General features: G+C 35.8%; 17 protein-coding genes. 11 read left to right on the top strand and 6 right to left on the bottom strand.

Features of this window, described 5'->3' with window-relative positions; genetic code table 11:
- The first annotated feature begins 498 nt into the window (after positions 1 to 498).
- Positions 499 to 684, top strand: coding sequence for a hypothetical protein (locus tag CM19_RS07520; protein WP_048099834.1), 186 nt, complete (start codon positions 499 to 501; stop codon positions 682 to 684).
- A 441-nt stretch (positions 685 to 1,125) separates the two neighbouring features.
- Here CM19_RS07520 and CM19_RS07515 read toward each other — a convergent pair whose 3' ends face one another.
- A complete protein-coding gene (locus CM19_RS07515) occupies positions 1,126 to 2,136 on the bottom strand; it encodes a PTO1314 family radical SAM protein (protein ID WP_048099833.1) in 1,011 nt (336 codons plus the stop codon).
- 547 nt (positions 2,137 to 2,683) lie between these two features.
- Here CM19_RS07515 and CM19_RS07510 point away from each other — a divergent pair.
- A complete protein-coding gene (locus CM19_RS07510; RefSeq protein ID WP_048099832.1) occupies positions 2,684 to 3,169 on the top strand; it encodes a hypothetical protein in 486 nt (161 codons plus the stop codon).
- 164 nt (positions 3,170 to 3,333) lie between these two features.
- Here CM19_RS07510 and CM19_RS07505 read toward each other — a convergent pair whose 3' ends face one another.
- Positions 3,334 to 3,741, bottom strand: a complete 408-nt coding sequence (locus tag CM19_RS07505) for a hypothetical protein (protein ID WP_048099831.1) — start codon at positions 3,739 to 3,741, stop codon at positions 3,334 to 3,336.
- Positions 3,742 to 3,969: 228 nt separating this feature from the next.
- On the opposite strand from CM19_RS07505, the gene CM19_RS07500 reads away from it, so the two are divergent.
- On the top strand, positions 3,970 to 5,340 hold the full coding sequence (locus CM19_RS07500) for an RNA-guided endonuclease InsQ/TnpB family protein (RefSeq protein ID WP_052349487.1): 1,371 nt from the start codon (positions 3,970 to 3,972) through the stop codon (positions 5,338 to 5,340).
- A 2,127-nt stretch (positions 5,341 to 7,467) separates the two neighbouring features.
- Here the strand turns inward: CM19_RS07500 and CM19_RS07495 are convergent.
- On the bottom strand, positions 7,468 to 8,028 hold the full coding sequence (locus CM19_RS07495; protein WP_048099830.1) for a cysteine hydrolase family protein: 561 nt from the start codon (positions 8,026 to 8,028) through the stop codon (positions 7,468 to 7,470).
- Positions 8,029 to 8,119: 91 nt separating this feature from the next.
- On the opposite strand from CM19_RS07495, the gene CM19_RS07490 reads away from it, so the two are divergent.
- The 4 genes from CM19_RS07490 to CM19_RS07475 all read left to right on the top strand — a co-directional run bounded on the left by CM19_RS07490 (position 8,120) and on the right by CM19_RS07475 (position 11,733).
- Entirely contained in the window at positions 8,120 to 8,914 is a 795-nt protein-coding gene (locus CM19_RS07490; protein ID WP_048099829.1) for an XdhC family protein, read from the top strand.
- 211 nt (positions 8,915 to 9,125) lie between these two features.
- Positions 9,126 to 9,542, top strand: a complete 417-nt coding sequence (locus CM19_RS07485) for a universal stress protein (protein ID WP_048099828.1) — start codon at positions 9,126 to 9,128, stop codon at positions 9,540 to 9,542.
- Positions 9,543 to 9,585: 43 nt separating this feature from the next.
- Positions 9,586 to 10,563, top strand: a complete 978-nt coding sequence (locus CM19_RS07480; RefSeq protein ID WP_048099827.1) for an iron-containing alcohol dehydrogenase — start codon at positions 9,586 to 9,588, stop codon at positions 10,561 to 10,563.
- 84 nt (positions 10,564 to 10,647) lie between these two features.
- Complete coding sequence (locus CM19_RS07475) at positions 10,648 to 11,733, top strand: glucose 1-dehydrogenase (RefSeq protein ID WP_048099826.1); 1,086 nt, start codon at positions 10,648 to 10,650, stop codon at positions 11,731 to 11,733.
- Between the two features lie 4 nt (positions 11,734 to 11,737).
- On the opposite strand, the gene CM19_RS07470 is transcribed toward CM19_RS07475, so the two are convergent.
- Both CM19_RS07470 and CM19_RS07465 read right to left on the bottom strand, forming a co-directional pair.
- Entirely contained in the window at positions 11,738 to 12,217 is a 480-nt protein-coding gene (locus tag CM19_RS07470; RefSeq protein ID WP_150111405.1) for a hypothetical protein, read from the bottom strand.
- Positions 12,218 to 12,542: 325 nt separating this feature from the next.
- Positions 12,543 to 12,743 carry a hypothetical protein gene (locus tag CM19_RS07465; protein ID WP_048099824.1) on the bottom strand — a complete coding sequence of 67 codons (201 nt, stop codon included), beginning with the start codon at positions 12,741 to 12,743 and terminating at the stop codon, positions 12,543 to 12,545.
- Positions 12,744 to 13,130: 387 nt separating this feature from the next.
- Between CM19_RS07465 and CM19_RS07460 the strand changes: the two genes are divergently transcribed.
- Together CM19_RS07460 and CM19_RS07455 are read left to right on the top strand one after the other, a co-directional pair.
- A complete protein-coding gene (locus CM19_RS07460; protein ID WP_048099823.1) occupies positions 13,131 to 14,795 on the top strand; it encodes an MFS transporter in 1,665 nt (554 codons plus the stop codon).
- A 10-nt stretch (positions 14,796 to 14,805) separates the two neighbouring features.
- Entirely contained in the window at positions 14,806 to 15,252 is a 447-nt protein-coding gene (locus CM19_RS07455) for a MarR family winged helix-turn-helix transcriptional regulator (protein WP_048099822.1), read from the top strand.
- Positions 15,253 to 15,580: 328 nt separating this feature from the next.
- Here CM19_RS07455 and CM19_RS07450 read toward each other — a convergent pair whose 3' ends face one another.
- Positions 15,581 to 17,611, bottom strand: coding sequence for an ABC transporter substrate-binding protein (locus tag CM19_RS07450; RefSeq protein ID WP_235185652.1), 2,031 nt, complete (start codon positions 17,609 to 17,611; stop codon positions 15,581 to 15,583).
- A gap of 246 nt (positions 17,612 to 17,857) precedes the next feature.
- On the opposite strand from CM19_RS07450, the gene CM19_RS07445 reads away from it, so the two are divergent.
- Positions 17,858 to 18,892: an ABC transporter permease gene (locus tag CM19_RS07445; protein ID WP_048099820.1), complete on the top strand. Its 1,035-nt coding sequence runs from the start codon at positions 17,858 to 17,860 to the stop codon at positions 18,890 to 18,892.
- The gene (locus CM19_RS07440; protein WP_048099819.1) at positions 18,889 to 19,794 is read left to right on the top strand and encodes an ABC transporter permease; all 906 of its coding nucleotides are present in this window, start codon (positions 18,889 to 18,891) and stop codon (positions 19,792 to 19,794) included. Before CM19_RS07445 ends, CM19_RS07440 begins: the two co-directional genes overlap by 4 nt.
- Positions 19,795 to 19,797: the final 3 nt, after the last annotated feature.

Genomic DNA, 19,797 nt, shown 5'->3' with positions numbered 1-19,797 from the left:
CAACGGCGTAGGCCTATACTTAGAAGAAGTGTAAAAGGTGAACCCCTCAAAATAAGCCTGTAAGTTTGCTAGCCTATTAGCGTGGAATACTTTATCCCCAAGTTCAGTAATCTTTTGTAATAATGTAGAATAAACTGGGGAGTTTAAGTATTCATTAAAGGTTTCTACGTCAAGAGTTTTTTTATTTTCACATGAATATATATGACTTACTGGATTAAAAAATAATTAGTTTATCAGGAAAAGAGATAAGTAGTGTCAAAAAATAAAAACTTTTTAATGTGCTAGTTTCTTATTTCTCAGTCGTCTAAACAAAAAGGAATAGAGTAACAAACCAAGGTAACACATATTTCATCACTAAATCTTAGACCAGAAACCCACTATTGAACTACTATCACCTTTTGGTCGTGCTTCATAGTTAATCCTTGCTTGTTTCCTCCGGGTAGAGGGTAAAGCAGTTGAAAGTAGTTTCACTTAAATCGTGGTATTTTTACAGATTTTATGATTTTTCCTTTTCAAAATGCCTATATTTTAAAAACAAAAATAACTTGTCCTAAAGATAAGTATTGTAGACCCGAAGAAGGGACTATGAAAGGGGAAGTAACTAAAGGATGTGCGGGTTTCCCCACATCTTGGATGTCTGGACAAGTCTTCGGTAATGCGAGTAGGGCTACCGTTTGTCCCTAGAGGGTACTCCTAGATAGTTTAGCGCATTTCAAGGTATCCTCTAGGGACTTACTCCTCACCCACACCTTCATCAATAGCACAGCTACCTCCAGTGTGAGATCACAAGGCATTGGAATCAACGGCACGGATCCCTCTAGACATCACCCCACACCTTTGTGCAGTGCACAGCATCAGTATGAGGTTCATCATAAAACTTTCCCTAAAAACACATTTAGAAACCATTTGTTACCCTAGAATCAGAAACAGTTTCACGATCCCTTCTGTTTACTGTGAAGGGGTAGAAGAAAAGGTTTATATATAGTGACCTCCTTCTCGCTCTAAATAGCGAGACTTTCAGTTGTAAAAATTTCATCATTTAGGAAATAGAAAGCTATCTCATAAAGACTATTTCAATTTGAGGTAGACATTCATAAGTTCATATTAACGATACAGGGAACATTATTAGCTAGTTATATATGACACTAAATTGTTCAATATTTTTTCCTTGAACATCGATGGGTTCTTCATTGAAAAAAGCGAAGGTTCCAAGTAACATGCTAACCCGCAACTATTGCAAGACTCATATTTTTCCCAAGGATAACTGTTCCAAAGATCTATGAGATTAACCTCCCACACCTTCTTTTCTCCATAATACTCATTAAGTACATAACAAGGTAACACTATCCTCCCCTGAGGATCGATATTTATTGTTATCCATGGTTTGCATTTCCACCCTATTCCTCTGTACCAAGAGTTTAGAATAGCTTCAAAAAACTGAGCAGATTCTATTATTGGATAATCCTTCTTCTTTAGTTCAAGGAGTTCCTTTAATGCTATTTTAAGTTTCTCCTTCTCCGGGGATATTTTTTCAGCGGTAGAGTAATTATAGGCAATTTGAACGCTAACCTTAACTCCCAAATTTCTTGCTAGATCTACTACAGGTATTGCTTGATCTATATTTTCCGATGTTAAAGTAAAGCTCAAGGCAATTGGCATATCTGATATCCTCTTAGCCTCTTTTATTCCAGATATTGCTTTCTCAAAAGAACCTGGTATTCCCCTTATTTTATCGTGAACCTCTCCTATACCATCAATAGATACAAACATGTAATCAACGTAATCCCTTATTTCGCGAAATCTATCCTTTAATAGCCAGCCATTTGTTACAATGGAAGTATAGAATCTTCTATGAGATTCTTCAAGGATCTGTGGTAAATCACGTCTAAGCAAAGGTTCTCCTCCCTCAAAGCCCATAAATAAAACTCCAACTCTCTGTAGGGATTTCATCATCTCTACTTCCTTGTCTACAGAAAGCAAGTTTTCATCTTTTCTTCTCCAAAATGGGCACATTTTACATCTTAAATTGCAAGTATAAAGGAGCTTATGTCCAGCAATTAATGGGAGTTTCTTAACCCCCCTCCCCATTACTAGTCTCTTAAAGTTGCCAATAATAAAGGGCCTTACAATAGTCATAATTTATTTTCTTCTTATTACAATATATTAAACCTTCTTGTCAAAGGGTCAAGTGGACAGAAGATGGCCGTTGTCAGCAGTTTCGCTTAAACCGTGACATTTTTATGCATTTCATGATTTTATCTTTCCAACAAAATACTTATATGTTTTAAAAAAACAATATTAATTTGTTCCAAACGTGGGTGTGTAGACCCGAAGAAGGGACAAAAAAGGGAGAAGGAGGAATTAAGGATGTGGTGATTTACCCAAAACTCTGGGGTCTTTGACGAGATTTTCAGGGTTATGGGTGTGGTTATCCAGCTAATGGGGCAGATCGCGATGATGAGCTTTGTTTAGAATGTGGTGAAGCCCAAGGGTTTCGCGGGTAATAAATATCCGTAAAACCCAAACACCTCCTATGCTATTGATGTGAAGTACTCCTCATAGAATTTGAAATATGTGAAATAGAGGACTTCCAATCTAATCATAATTTATCTAGAAGACTTTGGATTTACTCACAAAGCGTTGTTTTGATCAAATTTATTATATATCGCTCTCCAAATTATCTATGAATACGTTCCAGAAAGCTGGGATAATAATAGCAATAGTTGGAGTAGTGCTACTTCTTGCCTCTATAGCAGAAATATATTCAATTGACTCATCTCTTTCATCAATTCTAGTCCATGGTGAGTCACTTTCATTAAAACCAAAAGAATTCTACAATATTTCAGTCCTCGTTCCGTCTAACCACGTTCTTGCGATGTATTATAATTCCTCTTTACCTATACAAGTAACAGGTTTCCCTACATCACCTACAAAAATTACAAATAATTCTTGGTTAGAGTTAGCAGTTTTATCTAAGAGTGAAACAGTTGATGTTTCATTTTACAATAACAACACTAATAACGTGAACCTCTTCCATTCATACAAGGTATTGCCTGCCCCGTCACCTCTTTTAACTGTAGGAATATTAGCCTCGATACCCTTAATTATTATCGGAATTGTGATTTTAGTTTTAGGTTTCATAAAATCTAGAAGAAAACCGACTACTTAATTTTTTTAATATTTTATTAAGTAATTGAAGATTTTCAAATATAAACGTAAGTTTATTGTACGATATTTAATATGCGTTGGAGACTTCAAACTTAAGGACATGTATGGTTCGACCTATTTAACATCGATTACTTATCTGCTAAGTTTTTTTTAAAAAAAAAATACCTATTGAGTTTCTTTTGGCTCGATCCCTTGTAACCTCTGTAAAGCATGCTGAGTTCCTTTCTTAAAGTGTTCCACACTTTTCCGCGCAAGAAATTTAAAAAAACCAGTAAATTGGATATCCCACATAGACTCTATATATCCCTCCTTAACTCTTGTTATCTGGTAGCCTGTAAAAGGACCTTTTTTATAATCTATTCTAATTCCATCCCCTATAATGGTAATAGTTGCTAATGCAGTTGAAGGAAAGGCAAATCTTATTTTTACATCTACCTTATTATTATCCTTATCTATAACTTGAATGCTTTTTGTCCCTTTCCAATATAGAGGTAAGGAATTAACATCCATCAATCTATTTAATACATCTTCGCGATTAGTGACAAGCTTTTCCCTAACTGTAAATACTACCATATAGTAATCATCAACCAAGTAGATTTAATTCCTTTCCATTAGTATTTTGAAAGAATTTTTCCAACAATTAACATTATTCGTTATTTGTATGTCCTTTGATTTCCTCTATTCCTCTCTTCATTATATTCTCAGAAGCGTTTACAACCGAAAGCCTCGCTCTTCAGAGCGGGGATGATATCAAAAAAAGTTTATAAAAGGTAGATAGTAATTCCTAATGAGGACGGTACGGTGGGTAAACCTAAGAAGAGTAGTAAGGGATCAGTCCCTATGCCTACCGTATCAGTCCTAAGACGCACCATAACTGTAGATCTAGTACCGACAAAAGAACAAGAGGAGGAATTAAAAGAACTAGGAAACTTGTGTTCAAAACTATGGAACCAAGTAAACTATGAGAGGAGAAGACAGTTCTTTAACGGTGAACGTAGTGTTGATATCAAGGGTACCTATACAAAGTGGTATAATGAGTATAAGAACATGATAGGTACAATAACAGCACAACAAGTTTTAAACAAAAATAATGAGGCGTGGAGTTCATTCTTCTCTCTATTGAGAGCAAAGAAAGAGGAAAAATTACTACCATTTATCAAGAACGTAAACCCACCAGGTTACTGGAAAGACAGGAAGAAGAGAAAGTTGATAATAGTGTTAAGAAAAGACCAATACAAGATAGATGAAGAGAAACAAGAGATAGAACTTCATCATTTAGGAAAATTCGAGGACTTGGCAATAAGATACAAGGGAGAAATTTACTATAGAGGGAAACAAGGGAGGTTAGAAATAATATACAACCCCGTGTTGCATAAGTGGTATGCACACATTACCATAAAGGCAAATGAAAGACTTGACAGAAAGAATGATGAATGGGTGAAAGTACCGCTAACACCTAAAGGTAATTTAGTAGGTGGGATAGATATAGGGATAAACAACCTCTTTGCTGTCTATGTCTCTGACGGTACACAAGTGTTAATCAAGACTAGAGTGTTAAAATCAATCTCGTACTACTTCATGAAACTGATAAGTATGAAACAGAAGTTATTATCCTTGTTCAAACAACCGTTCTCAAATAAGATAAGGAGGTTGTACATTAAGTGGAAGAGGAAGTTAAACGCTATAATAGACGCTACCGTAAGGAAAGTTGTTGAATTCTTATACAACAAAGGTGTTTCTCTAATTAAGGTTGGTTATCCAAAGAACATAAGTCAGAAAAAGGGTAACTTTCTAGTTGCTAACGTCTGGTCTTATAAACAAGTTATGGAAAAGTTGAGGGATGTTGCCGAAGAACACGGAATAACTGTTGAGTTTGTTAACGAGGCATACACTTCAACTACTTGCCCAATACATGGTAAGGGTTGTGGCGAAAGAGTTTCAAGGGGTTTATTTAAGTGTACAACATCTAACAAAGTATTTAACGCAGACCTAGTTGGTGCGTTTAACATATCCATAATCCCGAGTCCTAATGATGGTGGGATCACCAGAGGGATAGGGATAAGTTGGGGCAAGACCACCCCACTGGTCTATACGTGGACGAGAGGATCGGGGCTGGTAGTACCAGCTAGATATGATTCTATGAGGGTGAAACGTATGGATCAAAACCTATGAACCGCTCTGAGGGGAACCCTTCAGGGCGGGGAGGAGGTCAGAACATGGACTTGAGATGCATTCTCATCAACAACTATGAGCATCCCTTCTGCTTAACATTATATTAAACGATCTTCCTGAGGTCAACGACTAGATTTTCATTGCATATAATCCTAATCGCAGTAGAGTTGTCCATCAATGTTTCTCGAGAATTCCGACCGCCTATGAAAAATAAGTTACCTAGAGAAGATATAGATCAACATAATATTAATTTCTTCTCTTGAACATTATTCATAGCTAGGAAGTAATAGTTCTTAACGAAGTATTCTCCATCTTAAAATAATACGTTATCTTCTTAAGGATATTATTCTCTCATATATAGAGAGGAAACGACTTTATTTAATTTTATTGAATTAAATTCTCTTCTATATATAGAGATTAACGTAAACGCCTTAAATAAATCGTAAAAAATTGACGTTCTTTATGTAGAGACAAATAAGTGTTTTTTAATATATATAGCTTCAGTCCTTTCAAATTATAATAAAAATAAGCTTGAACTATGAAATTATTTTATGTTCCATGGAGGAATTTAGCATAAGTGTTTAGGGCATTTGAAGAAGAAAATTTTTATAAATTATTATTGTTCTAACCTTTATTTAGATAACAAATGGCAAAGAAAGGGAAGAAAGGAGAGCAGGGTAAGGGACAGGGAGAACAAAAGAAATAAGACATTATAGTTTTTAAAGTTAATGTAATGTTTTTTTATCTAAACATTGTTTGGGTTAGATAGTCTTGTAGATTCAATAATTAAATCAAGAACAAAATATATGAACTATTATTAACCTTTTACGTAGATATTGTAGAATAAAGATTAACGTAATCACCTTTTGATTATGATATACTGAATGTCTTTATGTTAAAATAATAAGAATTCTAGATTTTATAGACACAATTAATTTCCTCGTTAAAGACATTGATCTTTTGGTCGATCTTGCTACTTCATATTCTAGACTCGATCATCAGATCACTCAGTAGAGATTTCCTTTACGGATCCGTTTTATTAGCCTTGGTCACTATAGACATTGCGGAAGTCCTGAAGTAAATAAAAACTTTTCCTCAGTTTCTAACGTAGAGAATAAATTAACTAAACCCATTACAACTGATCTCTCGTGAGTACAAAGAAATTGTGCGAAATAGACTTTTTTTAGAAGTAGCTATCTTCTTACGCAAATGATGGTCTCTCACCCTTAAGCTTTATAAGGCTTCTCCAGTTCTCGTATAATCCCTAATTCGGGTCTGCATATGCGCATCTGGAACTTAAATTGATCTTTTAAAAAACATAAACCATTTTTGAAGTGGAAAAATCATGATACACATAAAATATCATAATTTAAGCTAAACAGTTATCGATAGCATCAAGCCTTAGCATCAAACAAAAAAAAGTTATCGTAACAACGAGATCTTGAGATAAACCTCAAGTAGTTTGATAAGATCGATTAAAATTTGGTAAGATTAAAAAACTCATAAAGGAAGTGCAGTTAAAACATTCTTAGCATTCTAGATCGAGAAAGCCGTTGTCAGCAGTTTAGCTTAGATCGTGACATTTATATATTTCATTATTTTCACTTCAAACCAAAATACTTATATATATTTTAAAATCAATATTATATCGTCCCAAATGTGGGTGTGTAGACCCGAAGAAGGGACAAAAAAAGGGAGAAGGAGGAATTAAGGATGTGCGGGTTTCCCCACAACCCGGTCTTCGGTGGTGTGGGTGGGGTTATCCCGCTAATGGGGCGGATCGTGATGATGAGCTTCAGCTCAGAACGTGGTGAAGCCCAAGGGCTTTAAGGACATGACAATAAATGTCCGTAAAACCCAAACCCCAAAAAGAGTAGGGTTAGTAGGTAATGTCTACGAGCCCTGTTTTTTCCATCATCACAACTGGTTCAGTACTATACAGAACTTAACGTTATTGAGTTAACTAGAGAAGGGATATTTTTAGCGTAGATTTTGGAGATTTACTTTTCTTCCTACATAAGCAGTCTTTGACGATATAAGTGGTGTAGTAGAGCCTAGTTTATGTATTTCCCCTTCTCAAACGCTTTTTATTTGGCGCGCACTGTTTCAGTAGATGGGGAAGCTACGTTATCCTGTTCTCCAGAGGCTTATTATTTCCTTATTATCCAATACTAGCATTAGTCTCTTAAGGTTCTCTAGAGATCTTTCATGAGCCGCTTTATCACCAGATGAAACAGCCTGCTTAGCTACTACTGGTAAGAAACCTAAGGCCTGGGCATGTCTTACCGATGTTTCCACCCCTATATCTGTAGCTATTCCTGTGAAAACTATCGTATTTATACCGACATTCCTTAACATTAATTCAAAGTTTGTTCCAACAAATATACTAGGTGTATTCTTGAGAAGTACAACATCTCCATCCTGTGGGTATACATCCTTTATTATGTCTCCTGGGTTAAACGATCTTCTTATAGGGGGCTGAAACTTCTCCGGATACGGAGTTATCTTTGTATATACAATCGGTATGTTTAGACTTCTAGCCTCGCTAATTAGTTCCTTAAGACTTGACAAGAACTCATCTTTATTAAATATAGAGCTAACTAAGGCCTCATGTACATCCCAAACAACTAGGACAGAGTTATTTTTCTTTACTAACTTTTTTAATTCTTCTACGTTAAACCAAGACATAAAGATAGTTCGGGGGCCAAATTAAAAGTTTAATTAGGTAAATTCAAGGAGGAATGGGAAATCAATTTAATTGCCAAACAAACTTACACTTATGAGTTCTTGTGAATTCTTCTCCGCTTTATCAAAGGTTAGTAAAGAAAATGAACCATTTGTAATCGTTACTATTCTGCAAGAAAACGTAATTGAAAGAACAATAATTGTAAAAGGAAAATCCCTCTTAGGTTTTGTAAGTAAAGATATCCTTGATTTGGCTGATAGATCAATTAAAGAGAATAAAGTGTTAGAAATGAACTTGAAAGGTAAAAGAGTAATAGCTGAACCTATAGAACCTAGACCGTCTATAGTTTTAGTTGGGGAAGGGGTAATAGCTAAAGCAATAAATAGGTTAGCTGTGACCATGGGTTACAATACTGCTGTGATAGGAGAGGGAATAAGGGAAGAGGAATTCAGCGGAGCAAGGATGATTTCTAACAACGTACAAGTCATGGACGAAATTGTTCAGGAGGACTCCTACGTTATAGTTGCTAACGAAGGAGGAAGGGCTTATGATTTAGATGCTCTATTTATTTCATTGAGGAGAAAAGCAGCTTTTATTGGTTTATTAGCAAGCCAAAGGAGAGCAGCTCTCATGATCTCTCAGCTCCTGAAGAAAGGTATAGATCTAAATGATGTAAAAGAGAGGCTACATACGCCTATAGGCATTGATATAGGATCTAAAACTGCAGAGGAGATAGCCTTAAGCGTTCTGGCAGAGGTTATAAAGTACATGAGGAACGGTTCTGGAAAGGAACTAAGAGAGGTAAAGAATCCATATGTCCTATTAGAAGATGCAATGGCAGGAAAGATTCAAGATCAGTGTACTTTTATCCCTAAATCTTTAAGCTAATTTGATTTTTAAAATTTACAAATTATTTTCCTTTTTTATCATGGAATCAAGATTTTATTTACTATATAACTAATAAAATTAATCAAAATTAAATTAAAGAGATATTTTAAAAATTAATTACTCACGGAATCTTGCTATTTTAATCCAATAGAGTAGTAGTTTATAGTAAAGTTTAAATCTTTAAAATCGATCATTGTTTTAGTGTAAACGTATGGTTAAGAGGATTCTAGTAGGATTTGATGGATCTAACGTCTCAATGAAAGCTCTACTCTTTGGAATAAAGATTGCAAAGAATCGGAATGGAGATGTGTTAGTCTTAGAGGTGATCGAATCTCCTATTAGATACGGTTTAGAGAATTATCAATTGGAGGATCATAGGATAAGAGAGAAAGTCGTCATTCATGAAGAGTTAATGAAGAGGCTTTCTGTTGAACATGACGTTCCAATATACTTTAAGATCGATAGAGGATATCCTCCTCACGTCATAGCAAAGTATGCAGATAAGGAGAATGTTGATTTAGTAGTTGTGGGTACTAGGGGAATTAAAGGATTGAAGAAGATCTTCGTAGAAAGCGTATCGACAAAAGTAATTGAGACAGTAAAAAAGCCTATTCTAATCGTAAAATGAAGACACAGGATATTTTATATCTTGTTTTGCACAATTTTGGTTTATGATCTTTGAGTATCCAAGGACGAAAGTTATTTATGGTGAGAAGTCGCTTTATTGGATGTCTTCATTAAAAGGCAGGAAAATCGTTATAGTTACGACTAAGAGCCTTATGCAAGGGAAATTAGTCAAAAAGGTGGTCGATCTGGTTAATGGAGACCTTATTCAAGGTCCACCTCAACATACACCTGAAAGCTCTGTTGAAAAACTTAAGCAAGAAATCTCTACTTATGATGTGGTTATCTCCCTTGGAGGAGGCAGTATAATTGATGGAGTGAAATTGACTTTTCCAAAATTTCATATAGCAATACCCACAACTTTTTCTGGATCTGAGCATACAGCATTTGCTGGCTATACTTCATCTGGAATAAAAATTTCCTCAAGTGCAAAGGAACCAGACATAGTTATTCTGGACCCAGAGGCAACCTTAGAAACTCCCATTGACCTACTTAAAACATCGGGTATAAGGAGTATTGATCATGCTGTAGAATCTATTTATTCTGTTGACTCTACTCCAATGATCTCTTCCCTTGGAACTGAGGGATTTAGCAGGATGATAGGATGTCTCCAAGATTTGGGAGATGTAAATTCAAGGATCCAATGTCAAATTGGTGTATGGTTATCCTCACTTACACTGCGTTACGTTAGAATGGGAATTAGCCATGCCTTTGGATACGTATTTGGTCCTAGTTTTGGAATACCTCATGGCATAACATCGTGTATCTCTCTTCCAAACGCTGTTAAGTTCAATTACTGGAAAATTAAGGATAGTATTAAGCCTTTAGAAAGAAGGATACCTCTTTATGACTTTCTGGACGTTATGCTGAAAACTCTTGGAATTAGGAAGAGACTTAGAGATTACGCGGATCTTAAGGATGCACTAAAGCTCACGGGAAAATTTACTGAAGTCGTAAATAGCAGTGGAAATCCAATTAAAATAACAGAGGAACAAGCTAAAGAATTCATAGAAGAAGTTTATTGATCCATTATAAAATGTATAAACGCTAGTTGTAATTATCTATATCTCAGCAACTTAGCTTAAAATCTCAGTTTAGAATATGTGATCATGAAGGCTATAATAGTAAGGCCTCCGGCAACCGGTGTACAGATAAGCGATGTAAACGTCTCAAATTCTGGAAAGATAAAGATAAGAACGTTGGAGAGTGGAATCTGCGGAACAGATCGAGAGATAGTTAACGGTCAAATGTCCACGGCCTCAACCCAAGAAGGAAAGGATTACTTGATTCTTGGGCATGAAGCTATAGGTCTAGTAGAACAAGGAGGTTATGGTTTTAAAGAGGGAGATCTAGTAATGCCAGTTAATAGAAGAGGTTGCGGGAAATGTCTAAACTGCATTTTAGGTAGACCGGATTACTGTGAGACGGGTGAGTTCGTTGAGGCAGGAATAAGTGGTCTAGACGGCTTTATGAGGGAGTATTGGTACGATGAACCAGTATATTTGGTAAAGGTTCCTAAGTCAATAAGAGATATTGCGATCTTAGCTCAACCGTTGGCGGATATAGAGAAATCGATGGAAGAAATACTTAAGGTACAGAGTAGACTAAATTGGAGTTGTAGTGACGGGACATTGAATTGTAGGAATGCCCTTGTCGTGGGAACAGGCCCTATTGGTATTCTCTTTTCACTGATCTTAAAGACCTACGGATTAGAAACATGGATTACCAATATAAGAGATCCTTTGCCAAGCGAGGAAGAAATATTCGCTAATGTAGGTATAAATTATTATAATTCTTCCTCAGGATATGATAAACTCAGGGAACAACTAAAATTTGACTTAATTATTAATGCCACTGGAGCTTCTGCGGAAACTAATTCTAGTCTGTTAACACTTTTAAAGAGAAACGGAGTATTAGGGCTTTTCGGTTTTCCAATTTCTGGAAGTTTTTCAGTGGATAAGAGCGCTACTGTTGATATGATTATGGGAAATAAAGTAATTGTTGGTTTAGTCAATGGACAGAAACCTCACTTTCAACTAGCTATGATTCACTTAGCTAGTTGGAAAACTTTATGGCCTAATGCTACTTCCAAACTAATAACTAAAAGTATAAAACTCGAGGATGAGAAAGAGGTAATTCAAGCGTTAAGGAAGAAGGTTGAAGGAGAGATAAAAATTAAGTTAATCTGGGAATAATAACTCAATTTTTACGTGTATAGTAAAGTATATTCGATCCCAATGATGAGACTATTATATCAAAAATTTTTGTAGACTCAATAGGTATATTCATTATCTGATCAGATACTTTACCTCCAATTAATTCTGACCTAACAACAGTGGTATCTCCAGCTTTAGCCTTAGCAACTAGATGCACATCTTTATCAACTTTAACTTTTAAGATTTCTCTGTCTACTCTTCTTAGCTTTACGTCGTCTTTAAAGATATTTTCGAGAAAGTTTGGTTCAACGTAAAACTTCATGTTTAAAGGAATGATCTTACCGATCTCAAGAACGATTGTTCCTACCGTCTCGTATTTGTCTGGTCTGATTTTCCATGTATTTTTCCTTTCTTTAGAGAAAAGTCTAATCGCTCTAACAATTTCGTCAATATAATCTCCTCTTTTCCTACCGCTTATAGCTGAGAGTTTTAGGATAATCTTTCCTAGGTAATTCTCGTTCATAAAATTAGATCCGAGTAGGATCATTTAAGAAATTCTAAAAGATAGCATCTTTTATATGCCCTCTCTTCACCGAAAGTAATTTTGCAGCAAATAGTTAGCTAATACGGCAAATAGATTAAATAGTAATACCTTCTTCACAACTTCCTGCCCGCCTTGAGGGAAAGGTTTTCAGTTTAAACCTTAACTCTTTAGGATTTATGGAATTTATACTGTTATTTCTTTTAAAATATTTTTAAAGAAATCCGAATGACCTTTGGTATTATTTAAGTATTGATAAAAAGAATTCAAATCAGAGAAAGATCTATTGGACATCTTCCGTTATTATCTAGCAAGACTTTTTTTCCAAAATAGGAAAAATTTTTTGGAGAACAAATTCTCTTTTTACTCTTTCTAGAGTTTTTTCGTAATTTTTTATCTCTCCTTTAGCGTAATTTATACCTAAAGATAGCAAAGCTTCTAAATCTTCTTTTGATAAAGATAGCATTCTAACTAATCTAGGACCAATTTTCTCAAAACCTGTGGACATCAAAGTTTTGAAAAGAGACATAAAATAATATGTTTTTAAAGTTTAATAGTGTATTTCATCCAATTTTTTATCCTTTATTATCTTTCTCATATTTTTAAAATCCCTATATGGATGGTTTCTTAACTTTCCTCTCGTTGTAGGAGGTATATGGATCAATTCCTGACTTCTTCCTACCCTGTTAATGGGGCGAAGCGTAGTGAAGAATGTTAACTCAGAATGTATTGAGGCTTTATGACAAAGTTACTTAGAATATTAATTTGTTCTTATAATGTAGGGAATTAATATTTAAATACACGAATATAAATTATTTCTGTTTTTATATAAATACTTGTTACGCTAGACGTACGGATATAAAATATTAAATACTTAAAAATCAACATTCTAACTATGCAGTATAAGTGGGTAGCTTTAAGCAATACTACAATAGGAGTTTTGATGGCTTCAATAAATGGAACAATAATAATTATTTCTTTACCTGCCATATTTAGAGGAATAAATATTAATCCTCTTGCTCCTTCTTCATTCCAGTATCTTCTATGGATCCTAATGGGATATAATGTTGTAACTGCAACTCTTCTAGTAACTTTTGGTAGGCTCTCTGATATGTTTGGCAGAGTTAGACTATATAATCTCGGTTTTGCAATATTTACTATAGGGTCAATACTTCTCTTTATAACTCCAAATACTGGATCGTTAGGTGCGATCGAACTCATACTTTTTAGGATCGTTCAAGGTATTGGAGGGGCATTTCTCTTCGCAAATAGCGCCGCTATAATAACAGATGCCTTTCCTCATACTGAAAGGGGAAAGGCCCTAGGAATTAACCAGATTGCAGCATTAGCTGGTTCTCTAGTAGGACTGATATTGGGTGGAATACTATCCACAATCAACTGGAGATATATATTTCTAGTAAGTGTTCCTGTGGGTCTTTTAGGCACAGTATGGAGTTATATTAAGCTAAAGGAACTAACGCAACCAGATAGAACACAGAAGATAGATTGGGCAGGTAATTCGACGTTCGGTATTGGACTTATCCTAATACTCCTTGGAGTAACTTATGGTATTATGCCATATGGTAGTTCGCAATTGGGTTGGAATAATCCGTGGGTAATATCCTCTATGGTTATTGGTACAGGTCTTTTAACTTCCTTTATATTTATAGAGAGAAAAGTTAAGTACCCAATGTTTAGGCTTGAACTCTTTAAGATTAGGATGTTTGCTGCAGGTAATATAGCTTCAATGCTAAGATCATTCGCTTATGGAGGCCTCATGATTATGTTGATAATATTTCTACAAGGTATATGGCTCCCTATACACGGTTACTCATTTAGCGAAACACCGTTTTGGGCTGGTATATATATGATACCATTGATGATTGGTTTTGTAGCTATGGGCCCAATAAGCGGATGGCTTTCTGATAGGTATGGATCTAGATTTCTAGCAACTCTAGGAATGGTTATAGTTGGACTAGGTTTTATAGCACTTACGACTATTCCTTATGACTTTGCTTACCCTGAATTTGCTACAATTATATTCTTTATGGGATTAGGAAACGGTATGTTTGCTTCTCCTAATACCGCATCAATAATGAATAGCGTTCCTAGAAAATACAGAGGATCTGCTTCAGGGATGAGAGCCACTTTACAGAACTCAGGTCAGACAGCGTCCTTAGCGCTTTTCTTTACTATAGTTATTATAGCGCTCTCTTATTATTTGCCTACTGCCCTCTCAACAGCCGTTACACAAGCTGGTGCACCGGTACTTTCCCAATATGTTAATAAAGTTCCTGTTACTGGAGCACTATTTGCAGCATTTTTAGGATATGATCCAGTGAAGGCAATCCTTTCTACAATTCCACCTTCTATTGCTGCGCAGATTCCAACGTCAGCTATACATGTCATGGAGCAGAGAACTTGGTTCTCCACTGCCATTGCTCCTGCCTTTATATCTGCTTTAAGAGACGCTTTTTACATCAGTGGTGGAATGACGTTTGTAGCAGCGGTCGTATCAGCACTGAGAGGAAAAGTTAAGATTGCGGAGGAGGAGGAATAGGTGAACATTAATGCAAGAAATAAATGAACAAAAAATTCAGATCTTTAGCAACATCGCAAAAATACATAGAGCTATTCAGAGAGAGCTAAACAAAAGGTTAGAAAGTTTAGGAATAACCTACCTTGACTTCCTAATCTTAAGAGCTCTCGATGAAGGACAGAAAAGCATGGTATACCTAGCTAAAAGGTATTTTGTGACCCAAGCATCAATAACTCTAGCAATAGATAGACTTGAGGAAAGAGGCTTAGTGAAGAGGATTAGAGACCAATCCGATAGAAGAGTAATTTTCGTTACAATTACTGATGAAGGAAAAGACATGTTCAAAAAGGGAATGGAAGTTTATAGCAAAATGACTGCTGATATCCTTGATTGTATGACTGAAGATGAGATAAAAGATTTGCTTGACAAATTAAAGAACTTACTTAATAGAGTTCAAAAAATCGAAGAAAAGCCTTAGTTAGCAATTTTGCTTAAATTATGGCATTTTTATGTGTGTAGCGATTTTTTCTCCTTCTAAAACGCTTATGTTTTTTGAAAGATTTAAGTCCAAGATACTGATGCGCAGATCGAATAGGTTCAAAGAAAGTATTTGAATGTGGTACAGCTAATGGATCGTCATGATGGTATTAGCCCAGAACGTGATAAAGCTCAAGGGCTTTACGGAGAAGGTAATAAGTGTCCGTTGAGCTCAAATCCTAGGACAAGTTATTCTGGAAATATTAATCTAGTCAAAAACAAAAAAAGATTGATATTAATAATTCATATCTCTATAAAAATAAAAAAAATCATAATCCCTTTGGAGTTCCTCTACCTCTCATTAACACTAAGGCCAATACCGCAATAATTACGATAACTACTACGACTATACCAACTACTGCAAGAGTAGGGAAGGATGACGGAGTAGTCGTTGTGTATGATGGAGGAGTATAACTGAAGTTTTGATAGTACATCATATTATAGAAGTATCCGGTAAATTGATCGTAGGTAAATCCTTTGAGATATGGCTGGACAAAGTAGTATGTATATGGAGAAGGTAACCAAATATAAGGCGCATCATTGTAAAGTAACTGGTAAGCCTCTTTAACCTCGTTTATTTGCTGAGTTTGACTAGTTAGGAATGGTAGAGTTTGATACATAGTATTTAACGTGGAAATGTTTACCCATGCGAAATTTCCTGATATTCCTCCATCACTAACATCGGTTTGAGCAATTAATTGCTGATATATGGGATCTGGCCAATCTGGGAACCAACCTAGGAAAATTAGAGCCGGAGTTCCGGATGGTGTAGTCCAGGTATCTGTAACTGAAGGAGTAACATACTCTGGAGAGGCAGATATTCCAACAGCCCCTAAATTCTGAGTTATTATGTCAAGTTCCTCTTGCTCTAGCGAAGTAACTGGAGCTATTGCATATATATCTAATGTTTTTAATTGTGGACTAGAGGAATTTCCTAGTACAACGCCATTAGGTAAAACTAAGGAAAAGTGACCTTCCCATGCTGCCTCGTTAAGGTAATGAATGGCAAGCGACGGGTCATAGTAGAATGGCTTCAAATTACCGGGATTATAATATTCCTTAAATTGTGGAGTTATTGGGCCTAAGTAATTATACAAGGCTAAAACTGTATGGTTGAAGGAGAATACATCCGCTAGTTCGGTATAATTTATTGCATACTCTAAGCCTAATCTAAAAGCAGTAATGTTAGTGGGAAAGATCTCATTATTCATGGAAACATAAAACGTTGATGGTTGAGAACCTAAGTTAGCGAAAATATCGCTAAATGGTATCTTATACGCATAGCCAGAGTACATCTCGTTAAAGAAGGGTACGCTAACGTAAGAAATCTGAGCCTCGTTCTTATCGAACATTTCGACTCTATCTTCATGAGAGAGTCCGTACTCTATTTCAATGATTTGAATGTGAGCTGGCTGAGCTACAGAAGGAACATTCTTGCCAGTTGCCCAGTAATTAGGAGTAGCCTTTAAAACTATAGTAGTCAAGCCTGGAGATACTGAATATATCTCATAAGGTCCTGTCCCTGGCATTCCGTGATCGTTCGCATACGAATTAGGCGTATTTGGTTGAACTCCTCCATGCTGATCTACGAAAACTGGATCGACTATTGCACCCCACCACGCTGCAATATCCTCCAAGAAGAACCTGTATGGTTCCATTACGTTTATCTGAACCTCGTAAGGTCCCTTAACAACTATTGCTTGGCCAGGATAGCTCATTATTTTCTGAATAGTGGCATTATTAGCGTTAAAGTGAGATAAGACATTAGCTAGTACCATGGCAGTTAAGGTATAGTTGTCTGCAGTCTTCAAACCAGTAGCGTATTGTATAGCATTATTAACTCCCCAAGGTATTGCATATCCAGTAGATGCATATACTGACGAACTAAAAAGTAGGCCTAAATAATTTGATACACCTGGCCCTTGTCCCATTAATATTGTCCTATATAATGAAAACCATACTGTTGAAGCATTTACTTGTACTCCGTCACTGAAGTGAACATAAGGTCTTATGTAAAATGTGTAATTTTCGTAATTTGAAGTGGAGTAGTTTTGGGCGATAACAGGAACTACTTGCGTAAAATGAGATCCGTTAAATTCCACTAACTCCTGATAAACAGCAGTAAATAAAGGTCCATCCTGTACGTAGAATCCGGTAGCAGGGTCTAAAGCATCTGGAGCAGCAGTTTGTGACACATCAATAAGCTCTGAAGATTTAGGAGGAGTTATAGTTATTGTTGTAGCTGCATTGCCTATTATGGTATTCCCTATTATCGGCATAATTCCCATAAATATTTCCATTGCTACTATAAATATTGCTATATATGAGAAAATTTTTCCGATCCTATTATGCTTTACCATTATTTTTATAACCGCCTTCTTTTAATTTTAAATCTTTTGTATATGTATAGGTTTTCAAGGTTCCATGATATCAATATTATATAATTGACCATAACTTTCCCTTATAGGAATGAATTATTAATAGAGAAAAAGGAAAGTATTAAAGAAAATTTTTATTTAGATGAAACTACTCCAAACTAGAAGGAAATGATTGATACAAAACTTGCCTCATTTATACTAAGACGACTTATAAACGCTGTAATTACATTATTTATTCTTATTGTTATTCTCTTTATACTAATTCATGCAATAGTAAAAACTCCTCAAGGATTAGCGGAAATAATTGCAGGAAATCCCCATGCCCCGCCGAGCGAAATACAAGAGATAATAAGGCAATACGGTCTTAACCAGCCACTTTACATACAAATTTTTACATATATTTGGAATTTATTGCACGGAAATTGGGGAACTGATGTAGTATATAAGGTTCCAGAACTCGATTTAATAGGAAAATTCCTTCCTATAACTCTAGAACTGGTAATTCCTGCAGTCATATTATCTACCATAATAGGAATAATTTCAGGTGCTATTGCTGCTGCAAACAGAAAAAAGTGGAGCGACTATCTAATTAAGGGAGTTTATCTGACTACTTGGGCCTCACCTCCATTCTTCGTAGCTGTTATTCTTCTTATCGTAGTATCTTACGACTTAGGACTGTTGCCAAGTGGGGGGATAGTTAACCCATTACTTAAGGCTCCTCCTTCTTATACTCCTTTTCCCCTCTTGAATTCTTTAATAGCAGGAGACTGGCCTTACTTCACTAGCATGATAAGACATATGATACTACCAATGTTTGCTCTTTCTTTAGTGAGCTTCGGTATAGTTACCAGACTGACGAGAGCCACAATGCTAGATGTAATGGAATCTGAATTCGTGAAACTAGGATTTATGAAGGGACTAAAAAGGAGAAAGGTCGTATACGGAATGGCTTTAAGAAATGCGTCTATACCAATTATCACATTGGTAGCTCTTTTCTTTGGATACTCCGTCGCTGGAGCAGTAGTAATAGAGGATGTGTTTGACTATAAGGGAATGGGCTGGTTTATAGCTCAATCTATAATCTCACTTGACTATATTGCAGTTCTAGATACTACAATCATCGTCGGTTTTTCAATAATTATAGCTAACTTAATTGCAGATATTCTTTACGCTGTTATAGATCCAAGGGTGAAGTTGGAATGAGCGATACTGGAGGACTAAAATTCTATGTAAAGATGTTGAGCAAAGACGTTCAAGGCCTAATAGGACTAATAATAGTCATACTGTTTTTTGGGTGGGGACTGATAGAGGGTTCGTTGCAAATCATTGGCTCATTGATAAAAGATCAGCAACTTGGACATATTCTGCTACCAAGTAATCCATTTGCTGGTAACCATGCGTTGGTTCTTCACCCTCCTATAATATCAAATTTTGCCATGATTATGGGTACTAACGTAGAAGGGGAGAGCATATTTTCTAGAATACTTTACGCTATACCTAGAGACGCATTAGCCTCAGTTGCAGTAGTATTAGCTGGAATAACAATAGGTAGCATAATAGGAATAATTTCTGGATATCTTGGAGGTATGATAGATGAGGTACTCATGAGAATAACTGATGCTATCCTTTCATTACCTGCTTTAATACTTGTAATAGCCATAGCAGTACTAACGAGAGCAAATTATGAGGGGGCATTAATAGCCCTAATAGCGGTATGGTGGCCAACCTATGCTAGGTTTTTCAGAGCTCAAATACTGAAGCTTAAAAATATGGACTTCGTTTCCGCTTCAAAACTATATAATGTAAGTAAGGTTAGGCTGTTCTTTAGGTATTTGTTTTTGAATTCCCTAGATCCAGTATTTGCCTATGCAGCGCTAGATTTCGGTAACGTCATACTAACATATTCTACTTTAGCGTTCCTCGGTATAGGTATTCAACCCCCAATTCCAGAGCTTGGAGAAATGGCGTCTAACGGAGTTGCGAATCTCCCTTATGCGTGGTGGTATGCTATATATCCAAGTTTAACGATTTTAATTATTGTAGTAGGTTTTGTCCTTGTAGGAGATAGACTACAAGATATTACAAGCGGTAGGATAACATACTGAGGT

The sequence above is a fragment of the Candidatus Acidianus copahuensis genome, from assembly GCF_000632495.1.
GTDB lineage: Archaea > Thermoproteota > Thermoprotei_A > Sulfolobales > Sulfolobaceae > Acidianus > Acidianus copahuensis.
This window is presented reverse-complemented; position numbering and strand designations above follow the sequence as displayed.